Genomic DNA, 20,607 nt, shown 5'->3' on the forward strand with positions numbered 1-20,607 from the left:
GGGGTGGGGGAGATGGCCAGACGCGAGCGCGTCGTACGGATGTCGGTCGAGCAGCCGCTGTGGCGGGCGCTGACCGCCTACCGGCTGCTCACCATGGTCTACGCGGTACTGCTCTTCGCCTTCTCCTACCGCGAGTTCACCCGTCCCTGGGTGGCCTCCTGCTACCTCGGCTTCCTCGCGCTGTGGACCCTGGTCACCTTCCCCAAGGTGGCCACCGCGGTCAGCTGCACGAAGCGGTTCCTCGGCGCCGACCTCACCGTCGCGGTCGTCGGCATCCTGCTGACCCCGCTCGCGGACACCCAGGCGAGGATCTCCGCGGGCGGTCCCACGCTCCCCTCGATCTGGGCCGCGGGCTCGGTCCTCGCCTTCGCCATCAAGGGCGGCTGGCGCTGGGCGGGTTTCGCCTCCTCGTTCGTGGCCGTCGCCAACATCGTGATCCAGCGGGGCGAACCGACCCGGGACACCCTCCACAACGTGCTGCTGGTGTGGGTCGCCTCCATCGCCATCGGATACGTCGTCGAGGTGGCCCGGGCCAGTGAGGCGACCCTCGCCCGCGCCCTGGAGATCGAGGCCGCCACCCGCGAACGCGAGCGGCTGGCCCGGGACATCCACGACGGGGTCCTCCAGGTCCTCGCCATGGTCCAGCGGCGCGGCGCGGAAGTCGGCGGCGAGGCCGCCGAGCTGGGGCGGATGGCGGGCGAGCAGGAGGTGGCGCTGCGCACCCTGGTCTCCAGCGGCCTGGTGCCCACCTCGCGGGTCTCCCGGGACGAGTCGCTGGGCGCCCTGGTGGCCAGCGTGGACGAGGACGAACCCGGCGCGGACGAGGGGGAGCTGGACCTGCGCTCCCTGCTCGCCCCGCACGCCGGGTCCCTGGTGAGCTTCGCGGAACCGGGCGCCCCGGTCCCGCTCCCGGTGCCCGCCGCGCGCGAACTGGCCGCGGCCGTCGGCGCCGCCCTCGACAACGTGCGCAAGCACGCGGGGGAGGGGGCGCGGGCCTGGATCCTGGTCGAGGACTGGGGCGACGAGGTGATCGTCACGGTCCGCGACGACGGTCCCGGCATCGCGGCCGGACGCCTGGACCAGGCCGCGGGCGAGGGCCGCCTGGGCGTGGCCCAGTCGATCAGGGGGCGGTTGCGGGACCTGGGCGGCACGGCCGAGCTGGTCTCCGTGCCGGGGCAGGGCACCGAAGTGGAACTGAAAGTACCGAGGGGGAGGACTCCGTCCCGATGAACACCGGACACACGGCACACACCGATCGCACGGCACACGCCGATCAGACCGAACGCGCCGAGCGAGGCGAGCTGAAGGTGATGGTCGTCGACGACCACCCCATGTGGCGCGACGCGGTCGCCCGCGACCTGGCCGCCGCCGGGTTCGCGGTGGTGGCCACGGCGGGCGACGGCCCCGAGGCCGTCCGCCGGGCGCACGCGGCCGCCCCGCACGTCCTCGTCCTCGACCTCAACCTGCCGGGCATGCCCGGGGTGCAGGTCTGCAAGGAACTCGTCGGCGCCAACCCGGCCCTGCGGGTCCTGGTCCTCTCCGCGAGCGGTGAGCACGCCGATGTGCTGGAGGCGGTGAAGTCCGGCGCCACCGGCTACCTGCTGAAGTCCGCGGGCGCCGCCGAGCTGATCGACGCCGTGCGCCGCACCGCGATCGGCGACCCGGTCTTCACCCCGGGCCTGGCCGGGCTGGTCCTCGGCGAGTACCGGCGCCTGGCCACCGACCCGGCGCCGGTGGCCGCCGACGAGCCGACGGCCCCGCGGCTGACCGACCGGGAGACCGAGGTGCTGCGCCTGGTGGCCAAGGGGCTGTCGTACAAGCAGATCGCGGAACGGCTCGTCATTTCGCACCGCACGGTGCAGAACCACGTGCAGAACACCCTGGGCAAGCTCCAGTTGCACAACCGGGTGGAGCTGGTCCGGTACGCGATCGAGCGCGGCCTCGACGACGCGTAGCGCTCCGCGTAGATCGTACGAATTCCCGTACGAGTGAACGTGAGTACGCAACCACCCTTAAATTCACCGGAATTGACCCTCCGCACGCGGTTCAAGTGACCTGCGTCACCACTAGCGTGGCCGCCGTGCGGGCTCAGCGGGCTCAGTGGGCCCCTTGGCGAAGGGAAGATTCCATGAAGGTCGGAGTGCTGACCGGCGGCGGCGACTGCCCCGGACTCAACGCGGTCATCCGCGCGGCGGTGCGCAAGGGCGTCCAGGAGTACGCGTACGACTTCGTCGGTTTCAAGGACGGCTGGCGCGGGGCGGTCGAGGGCGACACCGTGCCGCTGGGCATCCCGGAGGTCCGCGGCATCCTGCCCCGCGGCGGCACCATCCTCGGCTCCTCGCGCACCAACCCGTTCAAGGTGGAACAGGGCGTGCGGCGGATCAAGGAGAACCTCACGAAGTACGAGGTCGACGCCCTCATCGCGGTCGGCGGCGAGGACACCCTCGGGGTCGCCGCCCGGCTGTTCGACGAGTACGGCATCCCCTGCGTCGGCGTACCCAAGACCATCGACAACGACCTGTCGGCGACCGACTACACCTTCGGCTTCGACACGGCCGTCGGCATCGCCACCGAGGCCATCGACCGGCTGCACACCACCGCCGAATCGCACATGCGGGTCCTGGTCGTCGAGGTCATGGGACGCCATGCGGGCTGGATCGCCCTGCACTCGGGCCTGGCGGGCGGCGCCAACGTCATCCTCATCCCCGAGCAGCGGTTCGACGTGGACCAGGTCTGCTCGTGGGTGACCTCCCGGTTCAAGGCGAGCTACGCGCCGATCGTGGTCGTCGCGGAGGGCGCCATGCCCAAGGACGGCCAGATGGTGCTCAAGGACGCCACGAAGGACTCCTTCGGGCACGTCCGGCTGTCGGGCGTGGGTGAGTGGCTGGCGCTGGAGATCGAGGCACGGACCGGCAAGGAGGCCCGTACGACGGTGCTCGGCCACGTGCAGCGCGGTGGTACGCCGAGCGCCTTCGACCGGTGGCTCGCGACCCGGTTCGGCCTGCACGCGATCGACGCGGTGCGGGAGCGGGACTTCGGCAAGATGGTCGCCCTCCAGGGAACGGACATCGTCCGGGTGCCGATCGCCGAGGCGACGGCGAAGCTGAAGACGGTGGACCCGGCGCTGTACGCGGAGGCCGGGGTGTTCTTCGGCTGAGGCCGGCGGGGCGCCGACGCCGCCGACGCCGATGCCGCCGACGGGGCTGACAGGCGTGCCCGGAGCATGGGTCGTATCGTGACGAACGGCATGGATACGGCCGTACGCGGCCCATGGTCCGGCGGTCCTACGGACGGGAGCAGGCGTGGAGATCCTGGCATTCGGTGTGACGGCCGACGAGAAGCCGCTCCTGGAGCGCGCCTTCGCGGGACAGCACGAGGTCCGCGCTCTGGACGTCTTCCTGAGCGAGGACACCGCGCCGATCGCGGCGGGCTACGAGATCGTCTCCTCCAGCGTGAACGCCGGGCTGAACGGGCGGGTGCTGCGGACCCTGGCCGCGGGCGGGACCAGGATGATCGCCCAGCGCTCGACCGGGTTCAACAACATCGACCTGGAGGTCGCGGCCGAGCTGGGCCTGACGGTCGGCCGCGTCTCCTCCTACTCGCCGTACTCGGTCGCCGAATTCGCCTGGACCCTGGCGATGGCGGTCAACCGGCGGATCGTGCGCGCCTCGAACCGGACCCGGGACTTCGACTTCCGGCTGAACGGCCTGATGGGCCGGGACCTGAGGGGCCGAACGGTGGGCGTCCTCGGCACCGGGAAGATCGGCGAGGCGTTCACCCGGATCGCCCACGGGTTCGGGATGAACCTGTTGGGCTGGGACGTCGCGCAGAACCCCGCGTGCGTGGACCTGGGCATGAAGTACGTCGAGAAGGAGGAGCTGTTCGCGGCGGCCGACCTGATCAGCCTGCACGTGCCGCTGCTGGACTCGACGCACCACATCGTCGACTCGGCGGCGCTGCGGATGATGAAGGACGACGCGATGCTCGTGAACACCAGCCGCGGCGGCCTCGTGGACACCGACGCACTCGTCGGCGAACTACGGGCCGGGCGGTTCTCGGGGGTGGGCCTGGACGTGTACGAGGCGGAGGCCGGGGTGTTCTTCCTGGACAAGTCCCTCGACGCGGTCGAGGACGACACGCTCGCGCGGCTGGTGACCTTCCCGCACGTGGTGGTGACCTCGCACCAGGCGTACTACACACGGGACGCGGTGGAGCAGATCATCGCCACGACCGTCTCCAACGTGGGCGACTACCTGGCGGGCCGCCGCTCGGAGAACACTCTGGTCCCGGGGGCCTGACCGCGCTCCCGGACACCCCTTCCCGGGAGCGCGGCCCGCCCCTACGATCACCGCGTGGACATCCCCATAGTGATCCGCTGGATCTTCCTCGGCCTCTTCGTCTTCGGCCTCTTCATGCTGATGCTCAGCGTGAACCGGTTCCGCCGGGGCGGCCTTTCCGGCCGCCCCGACGCCGCCTGGGAGATCGCCGACCAGGGCGCCTCCCTGCTCTTCGCCGCCGCCATGGTCGCCGGGAGCTGGACGCTGGCCGTCTACAGCCTGCTCCTGGCGGGACCCGTCATGATCGCGAAGCACGCCCGGTCGTACCTGCGCCACCGACGGGCACCGGCGGCCTGATCCCGCGCACCCCCGCCAGCAGCTCGCGCACCAGGTCCGCGCCCCGCAGGGTCAGCACCGACTCGGGGTGGAACTGGACCCCCGCGAAAGCGCCCGCGGAGCCACTGGCCGGGCCGTCCGCCGAGCGCAGCGCGTGCACCTCGTACGTCCGCGGGTCCCGGGCGACCTCCACGCCCGCCGCGGCCAGCCTGGCCGCCGCCGGGTCGTCGCAGCGGGCGGTGTAGGTGTTGTAGAACCCGACCACCTCCCGGGTCCCGAACACATCGACGCCGGTCTGCGCCCCCTGGGCCGGTTCCGCCTTGCGGACCAGCGGGAGCCCCAGTTCGGCGGCCAGCAGCTCATGCCCGAGGCAGACGCCCAGGATCCCGCCCCGGTGGCCGGCCAGCAGCTCCCGGGCCAGCGCCCGCAGCGTGCGCATCCGGGGGTCGGCGGCGTCCTGCGGGTTCCCCGGGCCGGGGCCCAGCACGACCGGGCCCGCCCACGCGAGGGCGGCGGCCCGCAGCCCCGGGTCGTCGTAGCGGCGTACGGTCACCTCCAGCCCGCACACCCGCAGCACGTGCGCCAGCATCGCGGTGAAGGTGTCCTCCGCGTCGATGACCAGGGCGTGCCCGTCCGCCTCGGCGGCCCGCTCCTGCATCCGCAGCCAGAACGGCGCCAGGTCCCGGCGGCGGTCGGCCAGGGCCGCCGTCACCCGGGGATCGTCGCCGAGCCGGACCGGCCCCGCGGCGGGCCGGGGCGCGGCCGGGCGGACCCCCAGCGCGGCCAGCACCCCGGCGGCCTTGGCGTGCGTCTCGGCCACTTCGCCCGCCGGGTCGGAGTGCCGCACCAGCGTCGCGCCCACCGGCACGCGCAGCGTCCCGTCGGGGGAGATGTCGGCGGTGCGGATCAGGATGGGGGAGTCCAGGCTCTGCGTCCCGTCGGCGGCCCGGCCCAGCAGGGCGAGCGCGCCCGCGTAGTATCCGCGCCCGCCGGACTCGTAGCGCTCGATGACCCGGCAGGCGTTCTGCACCGGGGAGCCGGTGACGGTCGCCGCGAACATCGTCTCGCGCAGCACCTCCCGCGCGTCCAGGGTCGAGCGTCCGCGCAGCTCGTACTCGGTGTGCGCGAGGTGGGACATCTCCTTCAGCCGGGGTCCGACGACGACCCCGCCCCGGTCGGCGACCGTGCACATCATCTTCAGTTCCTCGTCGACGACCATCGACAGCTCCTCGGTCTCCTTGCGGTCGCCGAGGAAGGCGAGGAGCGACTCGGCCGTGGGGCCTTCGGCGGGATAGCGGTAGGTCCCGCTGATCGGGTTCATCACCACCGTGCCGCCGGACATCCGGACGTGGACCTCGGGGCTGGCCCCGACCAGGGTCCGCCCGGTCGGGCCGCCCGTGTGGACGACGTACGTCCAGTACGCGCCCCGCTCGGCCACCAGCAGCCGCCGGAACAGGGCGAGCGCGTCGGCCCGGCCGTAGCCCGGGATGCGGCCCTCGTAGGTGCGCCGGATGACGAAGTTCGCGCCCTCGCCGCGGCCGATCTCGTCCTCGATGACCCGCTCCACGGTGGCCGCGTACCGCTCGTCGGGGACGTCGAAGCCGCCGCCCTCGACCCGCACCTCGTGGTCCGGGAGTGCCGCCAGGGCCTCGTCGAGCGGGAGCGCGTACGCCTCCTCGGCGACCAGCACGCTCAGCGGGGTGCCGTCGTCGCGTACGTCGAAACCGCGCTCGCGGATCTGCCGGAAGGGCACCAGGGCGAGCGTGGGCAGGTCGCCGACCGGGAGGTCGGCGAGGCGCTCGGCCTCGTGCACCGGGCCGATCAGCACCTCGACGGTGTCGTGGTCCAGACCGGGGGTCCGGCGGCGCAGCAGCGCGAACGGCGGGCCGGAACCGTCGAGCAGCCGGTCCAGCGGGTTGAGGGGACGGTCGTTCGCGGGGCTGTCGATCGCAGGGCGGTCGTTCATGGTCGGGCGTCCTTCCCAGTGGTGTGCGTGGAGAGGAGCGGCCCGGGAAACACCGAAGGCCGCCCCCCGGGGCGGCCTTCGCGTCTGTCGAGTGGGTACGCGAGTCAGTGGGCCGCCGAAGGAGCGGTCCACCACCAGTTCTGGTTCGAGTTCGCGTACATGACCGGCACCCTAGCCCACGCGGTCCACCGACGAGGGACGTCCGTCTCACGATCCGATCGCAGGGCTGGACGGCCCCTGTGACGACGTAATGTGTACGAGGTGACCGTGAACGCTGAAACCCAAGCCCCCGCCGCCAAGGCGACCTGGCGAGACCTTCCCGCGGCGCAGCAGCCTTCGTACCCCGATGCCGAGGCTCTGCGCGCTGTCGTCGCGGACCTCGAGTCGTATCCTCCGCTCGTCTTCGCGGGTGAGTGCGACCAGCTGCGCGCCCGACTGGGAGCCGTCGCCAAGGGCGAGGCGTTCCTGCTCCAGGGCGGCGACTGCGCCGAGGCATTCGACGGCGTCTCCGCCGACCACATCCGAGCCAAGCTCAAGACGCTGCTCCAGATGAGCGCCGTCCTGACCTACGCGGCCTCCGTGCCCGTGGTCAAGATCGGCCGCATCGCGGGCCAGTACTCCAAGCCGCGCTCCAAGGACACCGAGACCCGCGACGGCGTCACGCTGCCGACCTACCGCGGTGACTCCGTCAACGGCTTCGCCTTCACCGAAGAGTCCCGGATCCCGGACCCCGAGCGGCTGAAGCGGATGTACAACGCCTCCGCCTCGACCCTGAACCTGGTGCGCGCCTTCACCACCGGTGGTTACGCCGACCTGCGCCAGGTGCACGCCTGGAACCAGGACTTCGTGAAGGCCTCCCCCTCCGGGCAGCGCTACGAGCAGCTCGCGCGGGAGATCGACAACGCGCTGAACTTCATGAAGGCCTGCGGCACCGACCCGGCCGAGTTCAAGGCCGTGGAGTTCTACGCCTCCCACGAGGCGCTGCTCCTCGACTACGAAGGCGCGCTGACCCGCACCGACTCGCGCACCGGCAAGCTCTACGACACCTCGGGCCACATGGTCTGGATCGGTGAGCGGACCCGCCAGCTGGACCACGCGCACATCGAGTTCTGCTCGCAGATCGCCAACCCGATCGGCATCAAGCTCGGCCCCACGACCACCGTGGACGAGGCGCTGACCTACATCGACCGCCTCGACCCCGAGCGCGAGCCGGGCCGGCTGACCTTCGTCGTCCGCATGGGCGCCGACAAGGTCCGCGACAAGCTCCCCGCGCTGGTCGACAAGGTCACCGCGTCCGGTGCCACCGTCGGGTGGGTCACCGACCCGATGCACGGCAACACCTACGAGGCGGCCTCCGGCCACAAGACGCGCCGTTTCGACGACGTGCTCGACGAGGTCAAGGGCTTCTTCGAGGTGCACAAGGAGCTGGGCACCCACCCGGGCGGCATCCACGTCGAGCTGACCGGTGACGACGTCACCGAGTGCGTCGGCGGCGGCGACGAGATCTTCGTCGACGACCTGCACCAGCGCTACGAGACGGCCTGCGACCCGCGGCTCAACCGCAGCCAGTCGCTGGACCTCGCGTTCCTGGTCGCCGAGATGTACCGCGACCAGTAGGAATCGCGACGAGTTGGTAGCTTCCTGTGACGGCGGGGCGCGGATCGATGTGATCCGCGCCCCACCGTCGTGCCCAGGCCTTTTAGGGAACCCTAAGTTTAGGTAGGGTTAGGTAAGCCTCACCGAACAGGGGATGGCTGGCTGACTCGGTCCGGGAGGTGAACCGCGTGTACGTCTGCTCTTGCTTCGGCATCACGGACAAGCAGGTCAAGGCTCACGCGGACGCGGGCGCGTGCTCGCCCCGCCAGATCGCCTCCGCCACCAAGGCGGGCACCGACTGCGGCGCGTGCGTGCGGACCATCCAGGGCATCCTCGGCCGGGGCGCGTGTCCCCGCCGCGAGCTGCTGGAGAAGGGCAACGCTGCCGCCGTGCTGGCGGCCGACCCGGCGCTGGTCTCCGGGACGGCACCGGCCGAACCGGTACTCGCCGAAGCCGCCTGACACCCGTCCGGCCGATTCGGCCCGTGCTGGTGCGGCACCAGTGCCGCACCGGGCAACGTTCGCCCCGTCGTGCACTAGCTTTCCGGCTGCTCCAGCAGCTGTGCGATGTAGAGCGGCTCACCGATGGACTCGATCAGCTCAAGCTGGGTGTCGAGGTAGTCGATGTGGTGCTCCTCGTCCTCCAGGATCTCCTCGAACAGCCGCGCCGAGGTGATGTCACCCTTGCCGCGCATGACCTCGATCCCGCGCTTGAGGCGGTCGATGGCCTCGACCTCGACCTGCCGGTCGGCCTGGAACATCTCGGTCAGGGTCTGACCGACCCGGACGTGGAAGAGACGCTGGTAGTTCGGCAGACCGTCGAGCATCAGAATGCGCTCGGTGATCTTGTCCGCGTGCTTCATCTCGTCGATGGACTCGGCGCGCGTGTACTTGGCGAGCTTGGTCCAGCCCTTGTTGTCCTGAATGCGGTAGTGCAGCCAGTACTGATTGATGGCCGTCAGCTCACCGGTCAGCTGCTCGTTCAGGAATTCAAGAACCTCGGGGTCGCCCTGCATGGCAGCGGGCTCCTTCCGGACGGTGTGACGGGATAGGTGCGCGCATCCTCGCACCGCCGCCCGGGGCCGTCCAGTAAGTGCCTCCTTAGTGGGAGTTACTGGGACTTGCCCGAATCAGGGCGGACCTGGTCATGACCACCCTGCCCAGTCTGTCACCATGGACTCATGGGTCAGCCGGAAAGCCGCGAATCTCCGGAAGCAGAGCAGCTGGAGCTTCCTCCGGGGCAGCGGCTGCAGAAGGGCTGGCCGGTCACCCACTACGGTCCCGTACCCAAGTTCAAGCCGGACCGCTGGGAGTTCAGGGTCTTCGGCGCCACCGCCGACGGTGACAAGCACTGCTGGAACCACGAGGAGTTCGCGGCCCTGCCCTTCGCCTCCGTGGTGGCCGATCTGCACTGCGTGACGAAATTCAGCATGCCGGGTGCCGAATGGGGCGGTGTGTTGACCCGCCGCCTGCTGGAACTGGCTCCGCCCGCCCCGACGGTCACCCACGTGATGGTGTGGGCCGAGTACGGCTTCAGTTCGAACATGCGGCTCGCGGACTTCGCCTCCGAGCGGGCCGTCTTCGCCACCCATCAGGGCGGTGAACTCCTCACCGCCGAACACGGTTTCCCGCTGCGGCTGGTCGTCCCGCACCTGTATGCCTGGAAGGGCCCCAAGTGGGTCCGCGGGATCGAGTACATGACCGCCGACCGGCGCGGGTTCTGGGAAGAGCGCGGCTACCACAACATCGGCGACCCCTGGCGCGAGCAGCGCTACTCGTACCAGGAGGAGCCGGGCGACGGCCCCGAGCTCTGACCAGTGGCACCGCCGACGGTGCTCGGTACCGCTCAGTGGTACGGGTGGACCACCGCGTGGCCCTTGCCGCGGCCGATCAGCCACTTGTTGACCGGGGTGGTGACGACGAAGGCCGCCGCGAGCGAGACCGCCAGGACGATCCAGAACAGGGCCTGTGACAGCTGCGCGTCCATCGCACCCGGCCAGAGCGCGATCACGCCGTTGTCGATCAGCTCCATGACGGCGATCGAGACGGTGTCGGCGGCCAGCGCCACGCGGAAGGCGGTCCGCGGGTCCACGCCCGCCGCCAGGATTCCGCGCAGGGTCAGCGCGTAACCGAAGACGAAGGCGAGGACGATCGCCAGGACCATCGTCGCCACGTTCCCCCAGCCCAGGGCCGTGCCGACGATCATGCCGAGCACTTCGCCGATGGCGCATCCGGTCAGGCAGTGGAGGGTGGCCTTGGCGGCCATCGCCCATCCGCCGTGTCCCGGGCGGTGGTGCGCGGGCTCGTGCCCGTGCTGGTGCTGGTGCTCGTGTGCGTGATCCATGACGACCCCCAGTGAGGAACGCGGAATGCGGTCCTGTCGATAGGGCGGAACCGTATACCCCCCAGGGGTATTCCCATGACTCTGGGGAGTGTGGGATCAGTGGAGTGCGCGCAGTTCCTTGAGCAGGGCCACGTCCGCCGCGTGCCCCTCCTTGCCGCCCGGCGTCTCGATGATCAGCGGTACGCCGTCCGTCGCGGGGTGCGAGAACAGCTCGGCGAAGGCGTCGCGCCCGATGTGGCCCTGGCCGATGTTCGCGTGCCGGTCCTTGTGCGCGCCCACGCCCTCCTTGGAGTCGTTGGCGTGGATCAGTTTCAGCCGTCCCTCGCCGACCGCGTCCACGAGCAGGTCCAGCGTCTGCTTGGTCCCGCCCGGCTCCGCGAGGTCGTGCCCCGCCGCGAAGATGTGGCAGGTGTCGAGGCAGATGCCGAGCTGGGGATGGGCGTCGAGGGCCTCGAAGTACGGGCCGAAGTCCCAGGTCCGCGAGCACAGCGAGAAGCCCTGCCCGGCCGTCGACTCCAGCAGCAGGAAGGGGTCGTCGTCATGCGTCAACTCGTCCAGCAACGGCAGCATGTGCTCCCTGACCTGCGCGAACGCGAGTTCGCGCGGGCGGCCTCCGGTCGCCGAACCGGTGTGCACGACCACCCCGCGCGCGCCGATCTCCCGGCCCCGGCGCAGCGAGTGGCGCAGGGACTCCACCGACCTCTCCACCGTCGCCTCGGTGTGCGAGCCGAAGTTGATCAGGTACGGCGCGTGCACGTACACGGGGAGGGACTCCTCGGCGCACCGCGCGCGGAACAGCTCGTCCTGCTTCGGGTTGCCCGCCGGGGTGGCCCAGCCGCGCGGGTTGGCGACGAAGACCTGCACGGCCTCGGCGCCCATCTCCCGGGCGTAGGCCAGACCCACGGACGCGAGGCCGCCCGCGACTGGGACGTGCCCGCCCACCGGATTGCGCTGCTCGGACATCTACAGGCCCTTGGTCTTGACGGTGATGGTGCTGCCCTCGGCGGCGCTCTGGCCGCCCGGCACGGACTGGGTGTCCACGGTGTTACTGAAGGACAGGAACGGCCGCTCGACCCTCACCTTGAAGCCCGCGCCCTCCAGCGCCCGCTTCGCGGCGTCCACATCCTGGTTGGTGACGTCCGGTACCTGGACCTGGCGCGGGCCCTTGGACACGGTCAGCGTGACGGTGTCGCCCGCCGCCGCCTGGGCGCCCGCGCTGAGCGACTGGTTGGCGACCGAGCCCGCCGGGCTCGCCGAGTTGACCTGCTCGGGCGCGATCTCGACCTTCAGACCGAGGTCCTCCAGACCCGTCCGGGCCTGCTCGACGCCCGCACCGACCACGCTCGGGACCTGCAGCGGGCGGCCCTTGCTGACCACCAGCGCCACGGCCGTGTCCGGGGCGCGCTGGTCGCCGCCCGCCGGGTCGGTGCTGATGACCGCGCCCTGGGGGAGGTCCTGGCTGAAGGCCTGGGTGACCAAGCCGGGCGCGAGGCCCGCCCTGGTCAGCTCGGCCTTGGCCGCGTCCAGGGGCTTGCCCCTGACGTTGGGGACGAGGACGACCTCGGGGCCGCGCGAGACGGTCAGCGTCACCGACCCGTTGCCGCGGATCCGCTTGCCGCTCTCCGGATCGCTGTTCATCACGGTGCCGCGCTCGAAGGTCCCGCTGAACTTCCGGTCCACCCCCTTCACGCCGAGACCGGCCGCCGAGAGCTGGGTCCGGGCCTGTTCCTCGGTCTTGCCGAGCAGGTGCGGGACCTTGGTGAACTGGCCCGCGCTGATGTACCAGACGCCGGTGCCCAGGGCCACGGCGAGCAGGGCCCCGGCGATGCCCAGGTAGGTGGTGCGCCGGGGACGTGGACGGCGTACGGCGTGCTGCCGCTGCGGCGGCTCCGGGCGCTCCAGCCGGGAGGTGTGCTGGGTGGGGGCGGCCGCGGGGGCGCTGCGCGGGATCACGCTGGTGCGGTCCTCGGCCGCCGTGCGCTCCTCGGCGCGGGCCTGCGGCGGTACGGCGTCCAGTTCGACCTCGCTGAGGACGGAACGGGCCTCGCGGGCCAGGGAGAGCAGGGCCACCGCGTCGTACGGGCGCAGCTCGGGGTTGCGGGCGGCGGCCGCGGCGACCAGCTCGTCCAGCACCACCGGCAGCCCGGGGACGGCCGCCGAGGGGGACGGCACGTCCTCGTTGAGGTGGCGGTAGATCACCTGGGCCGGGGTGCCGCCGGTGTGCGGCTTGGCGCCGGTGAGCATCTCGTACAGGACGACACCGCAGGCGTAGACGTCGACGCGGGTGTCGGTCAGGCCGGTCTCGATCTGCTCGGGGGCGAGGTAGGAGACGGTGCCGAGGATCGAGCCGGTGGTGTCGGTGACCGCGTCGACGCTGCGGACGAGGCCGAAGTCGGCGACCTTCACCCGGCCGTCGTCGCCGATCAGGACGTTCTCGGGCTTCATGTCCCGGTGCACGAAACCGGCGCGGTGGGCGGCGCCGAGGGCGGCGAGCACCGGCTCCAGGATGTCCAGCGCGGCGCGCGGCTGCAGTGCGCCGCGTTCGCGCAGGACGTCCCGCAGGGTGCAGCCGGAGACGTACTCCATGGCGAGGAAGACGTACGGGCCGTCCGTGCCCTGGTCGAAGACGCCGACCACATTGGGGTGCGCGAGGCGCGCCACGGATTTGGCCTCGCGGATGAAGCGCTCCACGAAGGCGGCGTCGGCGGCGAGGGCCGGGTGCATCACCTTGAGGGCGAGCACGCGGTCGAGGCGGGTGTCGAGGGCGCGGTAGACCGTGGCCATGCCGCCTGCCGCGATGCGGGCGTCGATGCGGTAGCGGCCGTCGAGCGCGCGCCCGACGAGGGGGTCGTCCAGGGTCGTATCCACCCGGCGATTCTACGAGTGGCCCGCGGCCCCCCACCCCCCGCTCCCCACCTTGCAGCCCACCTGTGACGCACCCCTCGGCCGAGGGCCCCTGCCGGACCCGGCCTGTCGGGCGGGCGCCGAAGCCCCCATCCGGCCCGCCGCGCCGCGCGGCCTCGCCGGAGGCCGGGTCCTGTGCCGGGGGCCGCGCCTATCCAGCCCGCCCGGCGTTTGAGGGCCCGCCGGAGGCTGCCGGTGCGCAATGCCGGGCCGTACGTGGCCGGGGCGGGTGGGGCCCTGCGGGCTGGCTCGCCCTCCGGGGGGGGGCGGCCGGTGGGGCTGGACGTGCGGCCCGGTGGGGCTGGACGTGCGGCCCGGAGGGGCTGGAGGTGGCGCCCGGTGGGGCTGGAAGGGTGGGTTAGAAGGCTGGGCGTTCGGGGTCCAGGGTGGGGCGGCCTTCGGTGGGGGTGGACGCCGTGGCGAAGTGGCGGCGGGGGATCCGCCCCGCCCGGTACGCGAGCCGCCCCGCCGCCACCGCGTCCCGCATCGCCGCCGCCATCAGCACCGGCACCTGCGCCCGCGTCACGGCCGACGCCAGCATCACCCCCGCGCACCCCAGCTCCATCGCCAGGGCCGCGTCGGACGCGGTCCCGGCCCCCGCGTCGAGGATCACCGGCACCCCCGCCCGTTCCGTGATCAGCTCGAAGTTGTGCGGGTTGCGGATGCCCAGCCCGGACCCGATCGGCGACCCCAGTGGCATGATCGCGGCGCAGCCCACGTCCTCCAGCTTCCGCGCGAGCACCGGGTCGTCGTTGGTGTACGGGAGGACCGTGAAGCCCTCGTCGACCAGGGTCTCGGCCGCGTCCAGCAGCTCGACCCCGTCGGGCAGGAGGGTCCGCTCGTCGGCGACCACCTCCAGCTTGATCCAGTCCGTGCCCAGCGCCTCCCGCGCCAGCCGCGCGGTCAGCACGGCCTCGCCCGCGGTGAAGCAGCCCGCGGTGTTCGGCAGCACCGCGATGCCGAGCCGGTTCAGCACGGACAGCACGGAGCCCTGGACCGTGGGGTCCAGGCGCCGCATCGCGACGGTGGTGAGTTCCGTACCGGAGGCGAGCAGCGCCCGTTCGAGCACGTCGAGGCTGGGCGCTCCGCCCGTGCCCATGATCAGGCGGGACGAGAAGGTCCGGCCCCCCAGGACGAAGAGGTCGTCGGTCATGGCTCAGCCTCCCTGGACGGCGGTGAGGACTTCGACGCGGTCGCCGTCGCCGACCGGCGTGAGCGGCCACTGGCCGCGCGGGACCACGCTCTCGTTGAGCGCGGCGGCGACCCCCCTGGGGGCGGCGCTCAGGGTGGCGACGACGGCGTCGAGGGTGGTGCCCGCGGAGATCTCGCGGGGTTCGCCGTTGACGGAGATGACACAGGTGCCGGAGACGGTCATGCGGGGGACTCCTCGCGTACGGCGGAGAAACGGCGGGGGCTGAAGGGCCGGGCCACCTCGGGCAGCTCGCCGGTGGTGAGGACGTCGGCCATCACCTCGCCGGTCAGCGGGGTCAGCAGCACGCCGTTGCGGTAGTGCCCGGTGGCCAGGTGCAGCCCCGGCAGGTCGGTGGGGCCCAGCAGGGGGGCGTTGTCGGGGGAGCCGGGGCGCAGGCCCGCACGGGTCTCGGTGAGCGGGAGTTCGGTGATCCCGGGCACCAGTTCGTGCGCGTCGCGCAGCAGCTCGTACACCCCGCCCGCGGTGACGGTGGTGTCCCAGCCCAGTTCCTCGCTGGTGGCGCCGACGACGAGTTCGCCGTTCTCGCGGGGGACCAGGTAGACGTGGCTGCCGCGGACCACGGCCCGTACGGTGCGGGACAGGAAGGGCGCGTAGGCGGGCGGTACGAAGAGCCGCAGTACCTGCCCCTTGACCGGCCGCACCGGAGGCAGCACCTCCGGCGGTACGCCGTCCAGCCTGCCGCTGAGACTGCCCGCGGCCAGCACCACCTGACCGGCGGCCACCTCGGTGCCGTCGTCGAGCACCGCCCCGGCGGCCCGGTCGGCGGTGACGCCCAGCCGGGCCGCGCCGGTCCGGTGGAGGGTCACCCCGGCGCGTTCGCAGGCGGCCAGCAGGGCGGCGGCGAGCCGCCGGGGGTCGACCTGGTGGTCGCCGTCGACACGCAGGCCGCCCCGGACGCCCGGGGCCAGCATCGGCTCCAGGCGGCGGCACTCGCGGCCGGTCAGCCACTCCGACTCCAGGCCGCAGCGGCGCTGGAGGGCGTGCAGTTCGCGCAGGTGGACCCGGTCGTCGGCGTCGAGGGCGACGGCGAGGGTGCCGCAGGCGCGGTAGCCGATGTCCAGGCCGCCGCTGGCGTCGGCGAGGTCGGCGGCGAAGCGCGGGTAGCGCTCGGCGGAGGCGAGGTTCAGGGCGAGCAGGGTCTCCTCGCCGTAGTGCAGCTCGGTGACGGCGGCGAGCATGCCCGCCGCGACCTGGGCGGCGCCGCCGCCGGGCGCCGGATCGGCCAGGGCGACGCGCAGCCCGCGCCGGGCCGCCTGCCAGGCGGTGACCAGGCCGATGATGCCGCCCCCGATGACGAGGACATCGCATCCCCGGCCGGATGTTCCGAAAGAGTGCATGGGCGTCCAGCCCCTCCCTTCGCCGGCATGACCCGGATCAGGTTCGTACGGTCGGAGGCCGTCCAGCCTCCCTCTCAGCCCGGTCCGCCCGGACTCCCGCGATAGGTACGGTGGCCAGACTAACCCCGCCCCCGGGGCCCGGTAAGGCTGCCTCCTATTCCTGACTGATCGTCAGATGATTAGGCTGGGCGGCGTGAACGAGCAGACGCACAAGAGCCCGCCCGCCGTGGTGATCGTCGGCGCCGGAATGGCCGGGGTGCAGACCGCGGTCGCCCTGCGCGAGCAGGGCTTCACCGGACCGGTGACCCTGCTGGGCGCCGAACCCCACCCGCCCTACGACCGGCCCCCGCTCTCCAAGGCGGTCCTCCTCGGCACGGCCGAGGGCGCCGCCTTCGACGTGGACTTCGCCGCGCTGGACATCGAGCTGCGCCTCGGGGTCGAGGCCACCGCCCTGCGCGCCGCCGACCACGCGCTCGACACCACCGCGGGCCCGGTCCCGTACGGCGTCCTGGTCCTGGCCACCGGCGCCGAACCGCTCACCCTGCCCGGCACCGACGGCCTGCCCGGCGTCCACCTGCTGCGCACCCTCGACGACGCCCGGCGGCTGCGCCCGGTGCTCGCCGCCGCCCCCGAGGCCGTGGTCATCGGCGCGGGCTGGATCGGCGCCGAGTTCGCCACCGCCGCACGCCGGGCGGGCTGCGCCGTCACCGTGGTCGAGGCCGCCGACCGGGTGCTCGCGGGCGCCCTGCCCGCCGAGGTCGCCGCCCCCATGGCCGACTGGTACGCCCAGGCCGGAGCCCGCCTGATCACCGGCGCCCGGGTCGCCGGGATCGAACCGGGCGGGGCCGGAGCCCCCGGCCGGGTGCTGCTGGCCGACGGCGGCGAGCTGCCCGCCACCGCCGTGGTCGTCGGCATCGGCGCCCGCCCCGCCACCGGCTGGCTGGCCGGGACGGGCGTGGAGCGCGGCCCCGACGGCTCGGTCACCGCCGACGCCCACCTGCGGACCTCCCTCGCCGACGTGTACGCCGTCGGCGACTGCGCCTCCTTCCCCTCCGCGCGCTACGGCGCCCGGCTCCTCGTACACCACTGGGACAACGCCCTGCAGGGCCCGCGCACCGTCGCCACCAACATCCTGGCCGCGGCCGCCGGGGTCCCCGCCGCCGTCTACGACCCCGTCCCGTACTTCTGGTCCGAGCAGTTCGGCCGCTTCGTCCAGTACGCCGGGCACCACGGCGGGGCCGACACCCTGCTGTGGCGCGGGGACCCGGCCGGGGCCACCTGGTCGGTGTGCTGGCTGCGCGAGGGAGCGCTGGTGGCGGTGTTCGCCGTGGGCCGCCCCCGGGATCTGGCGCAGGGCCGCAAGCTCATCGAGTCCGGGGCCCGGGTGGATCCGGAACGGGTCGCGGACCCCGCCGTTCCGCTGAAGGCGGCGGCCCTCTGACGTGCTCCGGACCCCCGCACGGACCGCCCGACTACCGGCTGTCCGTCCCGGATGGCACGCTTGTCCTCGTGACCGAGATTGACGCAAAGATCGAAACCCTCGTCCCCGCCTGGCTCTACCTCCCCGACATCGCGGAGATGCTCGGCATCGAGGTGACCAAAGTCCGGCAGATGGTGAAGGAGGGCCAGCTCCTCGCGGTGCGCCGCGGTGAGAACCGTTCCCTCCAGGTGCCCGCCGCCTTCATTGACGGCGACAAGGTGGTCAAGGGCCTCGTCGGCCTGCTGACCGTGCTGCGCGACGACCGCTTCTCCGACGACGAGATCCTGGAGTGGCTGTTCACCGCCGACCCCACCCTGCCCGGCACCCCTGTACAGGCCCTGAGCGAGAATCGCGGCACGGAGGTGAAGCGCCGCGCTCAGGCGCTCGCCGTCTGACCTGATCCGCTCCACGCGGTGTACGGGCCCGCCCGCGGCCCGTACACCGCGACCATCACGGGGGTTTCCCAATGCAGCAGCTGTCCGATGCCCGGCTCTACCTGTGCACGGACGCCCGCAAGCGACAGGGCGACCTCCCCGAGTTCCTCGACGCCGTCCTCGCGGGCGGGGTCGACATCGTCCAGCTCCGCGACAAGGGCATGGAAGCGGGCGAGGAACTGGAGTACCTCCAGGTCTTCGCCGAGGCAGTCCGGCGCCACGGCAAGCTCCTCGCGGTCAACGACCGCGCCGACGTCGCCCACGCCATCGGCTCCGACGTCCTGCACCTGGGCCAGGGCGACATCCCCGTCCCCGCCGCCCGGGCGATCCTCGGCGGCGCCGTGCTGATCGGCCGGTCCTGCCACGCCGAGTCGGAGGTGGACGCCGCCGTCGCCGAAGCGGGCGTCGACTACTTCTGCACCGGCCCCTGCTGGCCCACCCCGACCAAGCCCGGCCGCTTCGCCCCCGGGCTCGACCTGGTCCGGTACGCGGCCTCGCTGGCCCAGGAGCGGCCCTGGTTCGCCATCGGCGGGATCGAAGCCGACACCCTGGACGAGGTGCTCGACGCGGGCGCCGAGCGGGTCGTGGTCGTCCGTGCGATCACCGAGGCCGCCGACCCGGGCGCGGCCGCCGCCTCGCTCGCGAAGCGGGTCCGCGCGCGCCTGGGCTGAACCGCCGCGGGCATCGCGGCGGGAACCGCCGGATCAACCGGGAGACCAGCGGCCCGGCCGGATCTGTCCAAAAACGTGTCCAATCGGTGGACGCCGCTTCGGTCGCCGCGGAGCCGCGTCTAACCTGCGCATATGGCCCTTGGTACCGCTTCCACCCGCCCGGACCGCGCACGCACCGTCCGCGACATCCTCGCGTCCGGCATGCCGTCGTACTCCTTCGAGTTCTACGCGCCCCGGACCGAGAAGGGTGAGCGCAGCCTCTGGAACGCCCTGCGGCGCATCGAGGCGGTCGCCCCGGGCTTCGTCTCCGTGACCTACGGAGCCGGCGGTTCCACCCGTGGCGGCACGGTCAAGGCGACCGAGCGGATCGCCGCCGACACCACGCTGACCCCGGTCGCGCACCTCACCGCCGTCGACCACTCCGTCGCGGAGCTGCGCAACGTCCTGGGCCAGTACGCCGACGCCGGGATCCGGAACATGCTCGCGCTGCGCGGCGACCCGCCCGGCGACCCGCTGGGCGACTGGATCGAGCACCCCGAGGGCGTGCTCTACGCCGCCGATTTGGTCCGGCTGATCAAGGAGTCCGGCGACTTCTGCGTCGGCGTCGCGGCCTTCCCCGAGATGCACCCGCGCTCCCTCGACTGGGACACGGACATCCGGCACTTCGTGGACAAGTGCCGTGCGGGCGCCGACTACGCGATCACGCAGATGTTCTTCGATCCGGAGAACTACCTCCGACTGCGCGACCGCGTGGAAAAAGCGGGCTGCGAGACCCCGATCATCCCTGAAGTCATGCCTGTTGTGAACGTGAGGACCCTCGACCGGCTGCCGGAACTGAGCAACGCCGTCTTCCCGGTGGAGTTGAAAGATCGCATGCTCGCGGTCAAGGACGATCGAGCCGCTGTACGCTCCATTGGCATCGAGTTCGCCACGGAGTTCTGCGCGCGGCTGCTGTCCGAGGGCGTACCAGGACTGCACTTCATCACGCACAACTCCACGGCGACACTGGAGATCTACGAGAACCTGGGCCTGCATCAGCGGGCCTGAACGGCCGTACCCGTGGGCGGCCTACCCGAGAGGGGCCATGCATGGGAATGACGGTCCTCTACATCGCGTTCGGCTTCGTCGCGTTGTGGCTGCTTGCCGAGGTACTGCTGCAGTACAAGGCCAGGCTGCGCTGGCGGCTGCTCGCCTTCGGCGGCTTCGTCGGCGTGGTCGCCGGGGTGGTGCTGCCGTCGGTGCTGGTCATCGCCGCGGGCGCGACCGCCTTCGCGGTCGGCCAGGCCCTGGTGACGCTCTCCTTCCGCAAGGGGTTCGTGGCGGGCTGGGCTCTGCGCCGGGGCGGGGCGCCCGTACGGACCGCCTCCAAGCGGCGGCGCGGGGCGGGCGGCGCACCGCGTGAGCCCGCGCTGGAAGTGACCGGGCTGGAGTACGGGCCCGAGGGCGCGGCCGGCGCGCAGGGCGACGAGGACCGGGACTTCGGGTCCGAGGGCCGGGGTGCGGACGGGGTCCAGGCCACCCAGGCCTTCGCCGCGGCCCAGGCCGCCGACGCGGGGCAGACGGCGGCCTTCGCCTCCCCGTTCGGCGCGGGCGAGCAGGACGCCCACCAGTACACGCCCTACTACGACCAGCAGCCCCAGCAGTCCCCGCAGGGGCAGGGCCAGGGCGACGGGTACGACTACCACACCGGCTACCCGGCGGCCGGGGAGCAGCCGGTGTACGCCGCCTACTCCGACCCCTACATCGGCACCGGCGGGCTCGCCCAGCCCGCGCCGTACGCTGACTACCCGCCGTACGCGGCCGACCCGTACGCGGCCGACCCGTACGCCGCCGACCCGTACGCGGCCCAGAGACCGGCGGTCTACGAGCAGTACTCCATGGACACCCCGCCCGGTGGTGTGTGGGTGCCGCAGCAGCGCTACACCGAGCAGGACGCCCCGTACCAGCAGCAGCCGCAGCAGCAGGACCCGGCGGATCCGCAGCAGCAGCAGCAGCCCTACCCGTACCCGTACCAGGGCACGGGGGAGTACGAGCCGTACCGCTACTGACC

The 20,607-nt window shown here is 72.4% G+C and carries 21 protein-coding genes and 1 riboswitch; of the genes, 13 read left to right on the forward strand and 8 right to left on the reverse strand.

Annotated elements, in window-relative coordinates; genetic code table 11:
• The first annotated feature begins 12 nt into the window (after window positions 1–12).
• The 5 genes from macS (at window position 13) to QMF80_RS21355 (ending at window position 4,634) form a co-directional block, all read left to right on the forward strand.
• Window positions 13–1,230, forward strand: coding sequence for a MacS family sensor histidine kinase (macS, locus tag QMF80_RS21335; protein WP_283455690.1), 1,218 nt, complete (start codon window positions 13–15; stop codon window positions 1,228–1,230).
• 80 nt (window positions 1,231–1,310) lie between these two features.
• Window positions 1,311–1,955: a response regulator gene (locus QMF80_RS21340; RefSeq protein ID WP_283455771.1), complete on the forward strand. Its 645-nt coding sequence runs from the start codon at window positions 1,311–1,313 to the stop codon at window positions 1,953–1,955.
• A 173-nt stretch (window positions 1,956–2,128) separates the two neighbouring features.
• A complete protein-coding gene (locus QMF80_RS21345) occupies window positions 2,129–3,157 on the forward strand; it encodes a 6-phosphofructokinase (RefSeq protein WP_283455692.1) in 1,029 nt (342 codons plus the stop codon).
• 145 nt (window positions 3,158–3,302) lie between these two features.
• Entirely contained in the window at window positions 3,303–4,298 is a 996-nt protein-coding gene (locus tag QMF80_RS21350; RefSeq protein WP_283455693.1) for a 2-hydroxyacid dehydrogenase, read from the forward strand.
• 54 nt (window positions 4,299–4,352) lie between these two features.
• Window positions 4,353–4,634 carry a hypothetical protein gene (locus QMF80_RS21355; protein WP_283455695.1) on the forward strand — a complete coding sequence of 94 codons (282 nt, stop codon included), beginning with the start codon at window positions 4,353–4,355 and terminating at the stop codon, window positions 4,632–4,634.
• Here the strand turns inward: QMF80_RS21355 and QMF80_RS21360 are convergent.
• Entirely contained in the window at window positions 4,576–6,579 is a 2,004-nt protein-coding gene (locus QMF80_RS21360; protein ID WP_283455697.1) for an anthranilate synthase family protein, read from the reverse strand. The genes QMF80_RS21355 and QMF80_RS21360 overlap by 59 nt on opposite strands.
• 261 nt (window positions 6,580–6,840) lie before the next feature.
• Between QMF80_RS21360 and QMF80_RS21365 the strand changes: the two genes are divergently transcribed.
• Both QMF80_RS21365 and QMF80_RS21370 read left to right on the forward strand, forming a co-directional pair.
• Window positions 6,841–8,196: a class II 3-deoxy-7-phosphoheptulonate synthase gene (locus QMF80_RS21365; protein WP_283455699.1), complete on the forward strand. Its 1,356-nt coding sequence runs from the start codon at window positions 6,841–6,843 to the stop codon at window positions 8,194–8,196.
• 158 nt (window positions 8,197–8,354) lie between these two features.
• The gene (locus QMF80_RS21370; protein ID WP_283455701.1) at window positions 8,355–8,636 is read left to right on the forward strand and encodes a (2Fe-2S)-binding protein; all 282 of its coding nucleotides are present in this window, start codon (window positions 8,355–8,357) and stop codon (window positions 8,634–8,636) included.
• Between the two features lie 74 nt (window positions 8,637–8,710).
• Here QMF80_RS21370 and bfr read toward each other — a convergent pair whose 3' ends face one another.
• Window positions 8,711–9,190, reverse strand: a complete 480-nt coding sequence (bfr, locus tag QMF80_RS21375; RefSeq protein WP_283455703.1) for a bacterioferritin — start codon at window positions 9,188–9,190, stop codon at window positions 8,711–8,713.
• A 165-nt stretch (window positions 9,191–9,355) separates the two neighbouring features.
• Between bfr and QMF80_RS21380 the strand changes: the two genes are divergently transcribed.
• Window positions 9,356–9,988 (forward strand): sulfite oxidase-like oxidoreductase, encoded by a 633-nt coding sequence (locus tag QMF80_RS21380; RefSeq protein ID WP_283455705.1) that lies wholly within the window; start codon window positions 9,356–9,358, stop codon window positions 9,986–9,988.
• A 32-nt stretch (window positions 9,989–10,020) separates the two neighbouring features.
• On the opposite strand, the gene QMF80_RS21385 is transcribed toward QMF80_RS21380, so the two are convergent.
• From QMF80_RS21385 to thiO, 6 genes are all read right to left on the reverse strand, one after another.
• Complete coding sequence (locus QMF80_RS21385) at window positions 10,021–10,518, reverse strand: DUF4396 domain-containing protein (RefSeq protein WP_283455707.1); 498 nt, start codon at window positions 10,516–10,518, stop codon at window positions 10,021–10,023.
• A gap of 96 nt (window positions 10,519–10,614) precedes the next feature.
• Window positions 10,615–11,481: a deoxyribonuclease IV gene (locus QMF80_RS21390; protein WP_283455709.1), complete on the reverse strand. Its 867-nt coding sequence runs from the start codon at window positions 11,479–11,481 to the stop codon at window positions 10,615–10,617.
• Window positions 11,482–13,386, reverse strand: coding sequence for a Stk1 family PASTA domain-containing Ser/Thr kinase (pknB, locus tag QMF80_RS21395; RefSeq protein WP_283455711.1), 1,905 nt, complete (start codon window positions 13,384–13,386; stop codon window positions 11,482–11,484). It lies immediately after the preceding gene.
• 394 nt (window positions 13,387–13,780) lie between these two features.
• A complete protein-coding gene (locus QMF80_RS21400) occupies window positions 13,781–14,575 on the reverse strand; it encodes a thiazole synthase (protein ID WP_283455713.1) in 795 nt (264 codons plus the stop codon).
• 3 nt (window positions 14,576–14,578) lie between these two features.
• Window positions 14,579–14,797, reverse strand: coding sequence for a sulfur carrier protein ThiS (gene thiS, locus QMF80_RS21405; protein WP_283455716.1), 219 nt, complete (start codon window positions 14,795–14,797; stop codon window positions 14,579–14,581).
• Window positions 14,794–15,972 (reverse strand): glycine oxidase ThiO, encoded by a 1,179-nt coding sequence (gene thiO / locus QMF80_RS21410; RefSeq protein ID WP_283455718.1) that lies wholly within the window; start codon window positions 15,970–15,972, stop codon window positions 14,794–14,796. Before thiO ends, thiS begins: the two co-directional genes overlap by 4 nt.
• Window positions 15,970–16,082: riboswitch (TPP riboswitch) on the reverse strand. It overlaps the preceding gene by 3 nt.
• A 65-nt stretch (window positions 16,083–16,147) precedes the next feature.
• On the opposite strand from thiO, the gene QMF80_RS21415 reads away from it, so the two are divergent.
• The 5 genes from QMF80_RS21415 (at window position 16,148) to QMF80_RS21435 (ending at window position 20,605) form a co-directional block, all read left to right on the forward strand.
• The gene (locus QMF80_RS21415; RefSeq protein WP_283455720.1) at window positions 16,148–17,413 is read left to right on the forward strand and encodes an NAD(P)/FAD-dependent oxidoreductase; all 1,266 of its coding nucleotides are present in this window, start codon (window positions 16,148–16,150) and stop codon (window positions 17,411–17,413) included.
• A gap of 68 nt (window positions 17,414–17,481) precedes the next feature.
• Window positions 17,482–17,847, forward strand: coding sequence for an Rv2175c family DNA-binding protein (locus QMF80_RS21420; protein WP_283455722.1), 366 nt, complete (start codon window positions 17,482–17,484; stop codon window positions 17,845–17,847).
• 71 nt (window positions 17,848–17,918) lie between these two features.
• Window positions 17,919–18,557, forward strand: coding sequence for a thiamine phosphate synthase (gene thiE, locus QMF80_RS21425; RefSeq protein WP_283455724.1), 639 nt, complete (start codon window positions 17,919–17,921; stop codon window positions 18,555–18,557).
• Window positions 18,558–18,689: 132 nt separating this feature from the next.
• A complete protein-coding gene (gene metF, locus QMF80_RS21430) occupies window positions 18,690–19,604 on the forward strand; it encodes a methylenetetrahydrofolate reductase [NAD(P)H] (protein WP_283455726.1) in 915 nt (304 codons plus the stop codon).
• 41 nt (window positions 19,605–19,645) lie between these two features.
• Window positions 19,646–20,605, forward strand: coding sequence for a hypothetical protein (locus QMF80_RS21435; protein WP_283455728.1), 960 nt, complete (start codon window positions 19,646–19,648; stop codon window positions 20,603–20,605).
• Window positions 20,606–20,607 lie beyond the last annotated feature (2 nt).

This window comes from Streptomyces sp. G-G2, from assembly GCF_030063135.1.
In the GTDB taxonomy this organism is placed as follows: Bacteria; Actinomycetota; Actinomycetes; order Streptomycetales; family Streptomycetaceae; genus Streptomyces.

Excerpts from the sequence above, each read along its gene's own strand:
- QMF80_RS21360 (WP_283455697.1), bottom strand. The coding sequence starts at position 6,579 with ATGAACGACCGCCCTGCGATCGACAGCCCCGCGAACGACCGTCCCCTC.
- QMF80_RS21390 (WP_283455709.1), bottom strand. The coding sequence starts at position 11,481 with ATGTCCGAGCAGCGCAATCCGGTGGGCGGGCACGTCCCAGTCGCGGGC.
- QMF80_RS21345 (WP_283455692.1), top strand. The coding sequence starts at position 2,129 with ATGAAGGTCGGAGTGCTGACCGGCGGCGGCGACTGCCCCGGACTCAAC.
- QMF80_RS21415 (WP_283455720.1), top strand. The coding sequence starts at position 16,148 with ATGATTAGGCTGGGCGGCGTGAACGAGCAGACGCACAAGAGCCCGCCC.
- QMF80_RS21385 (WP_283455707.1), bottom strand. The coding sequence starts at position 10,518 with ATGGATCACGCACACGAGCACCAGCACCAGCACGGGCACGAGCCCGCG.
- QMF80_RS21380 (WP_283455705.1), top strand. The coding sequence starts at position 9,356 with ATGGGTCAGCCGGAAAGCCGCGAATCTCCGGAAGCAGAGCAGCTGGAG.
- QMF80_RS21400 (WP_283455713.1), bottom strand. The coding sequence starts at position 14,575 with ATGACCGACGACCTCTTCGTCCTGGGGGGCCGGACCTTCTCGTCCCGC.
- bfr (WP_283455703.1), bottom strand. The coding sequence starts at position 9,190 with ATGCAGGGCGACCCCGAGGTTCTTGAATTCCTGAACGAGCAGCTGACC.
- thiO (WP_283455718.1), bottom strand. The coding sequence starts at position 15,972 with ATGCACTCTTTCGGAACATCCGGCCGGGGATGCGATGTCCTCGTCATC.
- QMF80_RS21435 (WP_283455728.1), top strand. The coding sequence starts at position 19,646 with ATGGGAATGACGGTCCTCTACATCGCGTTCGGCTTCGTCGCGTTGTGG.
- QMF80_RS21340 (WP_283455771.1), top strand. The coding sequence starts at position 1,311 with ATGGTCGTCGACGACCACCCCATGTGGCGCGACGCGGTCGCCCGCGAC.
- metF (WP_283455726.1), top strand. The coding sequence starts at position 18,690 with ATGGCCCTTGGTACCGCTTCCACCCGCCCGGACCGCGCACGCACCGTC.
- macS (WP_283455690.1), top strand. The coding sequence starts at position 13 with ATGGCCAGACGCGAGCGCGTCGTACGGATGTCGGTCGAGCAGCCGCTG.
- thiE (WP_283455724.1), top strand. The coding sequence starts at position 17,919 with ATGCAGCAGCTGTCCGATGCCCGGCTCTACCTGTGCACGGACGCCCGC.
- thiS (WP_283455716.1), bottom strand. The coding sequence starts at position 14,797 with ATGACCGTCTCCGGCACCTGTGTCATCTCCGTCAACGGCGAACCCCGC.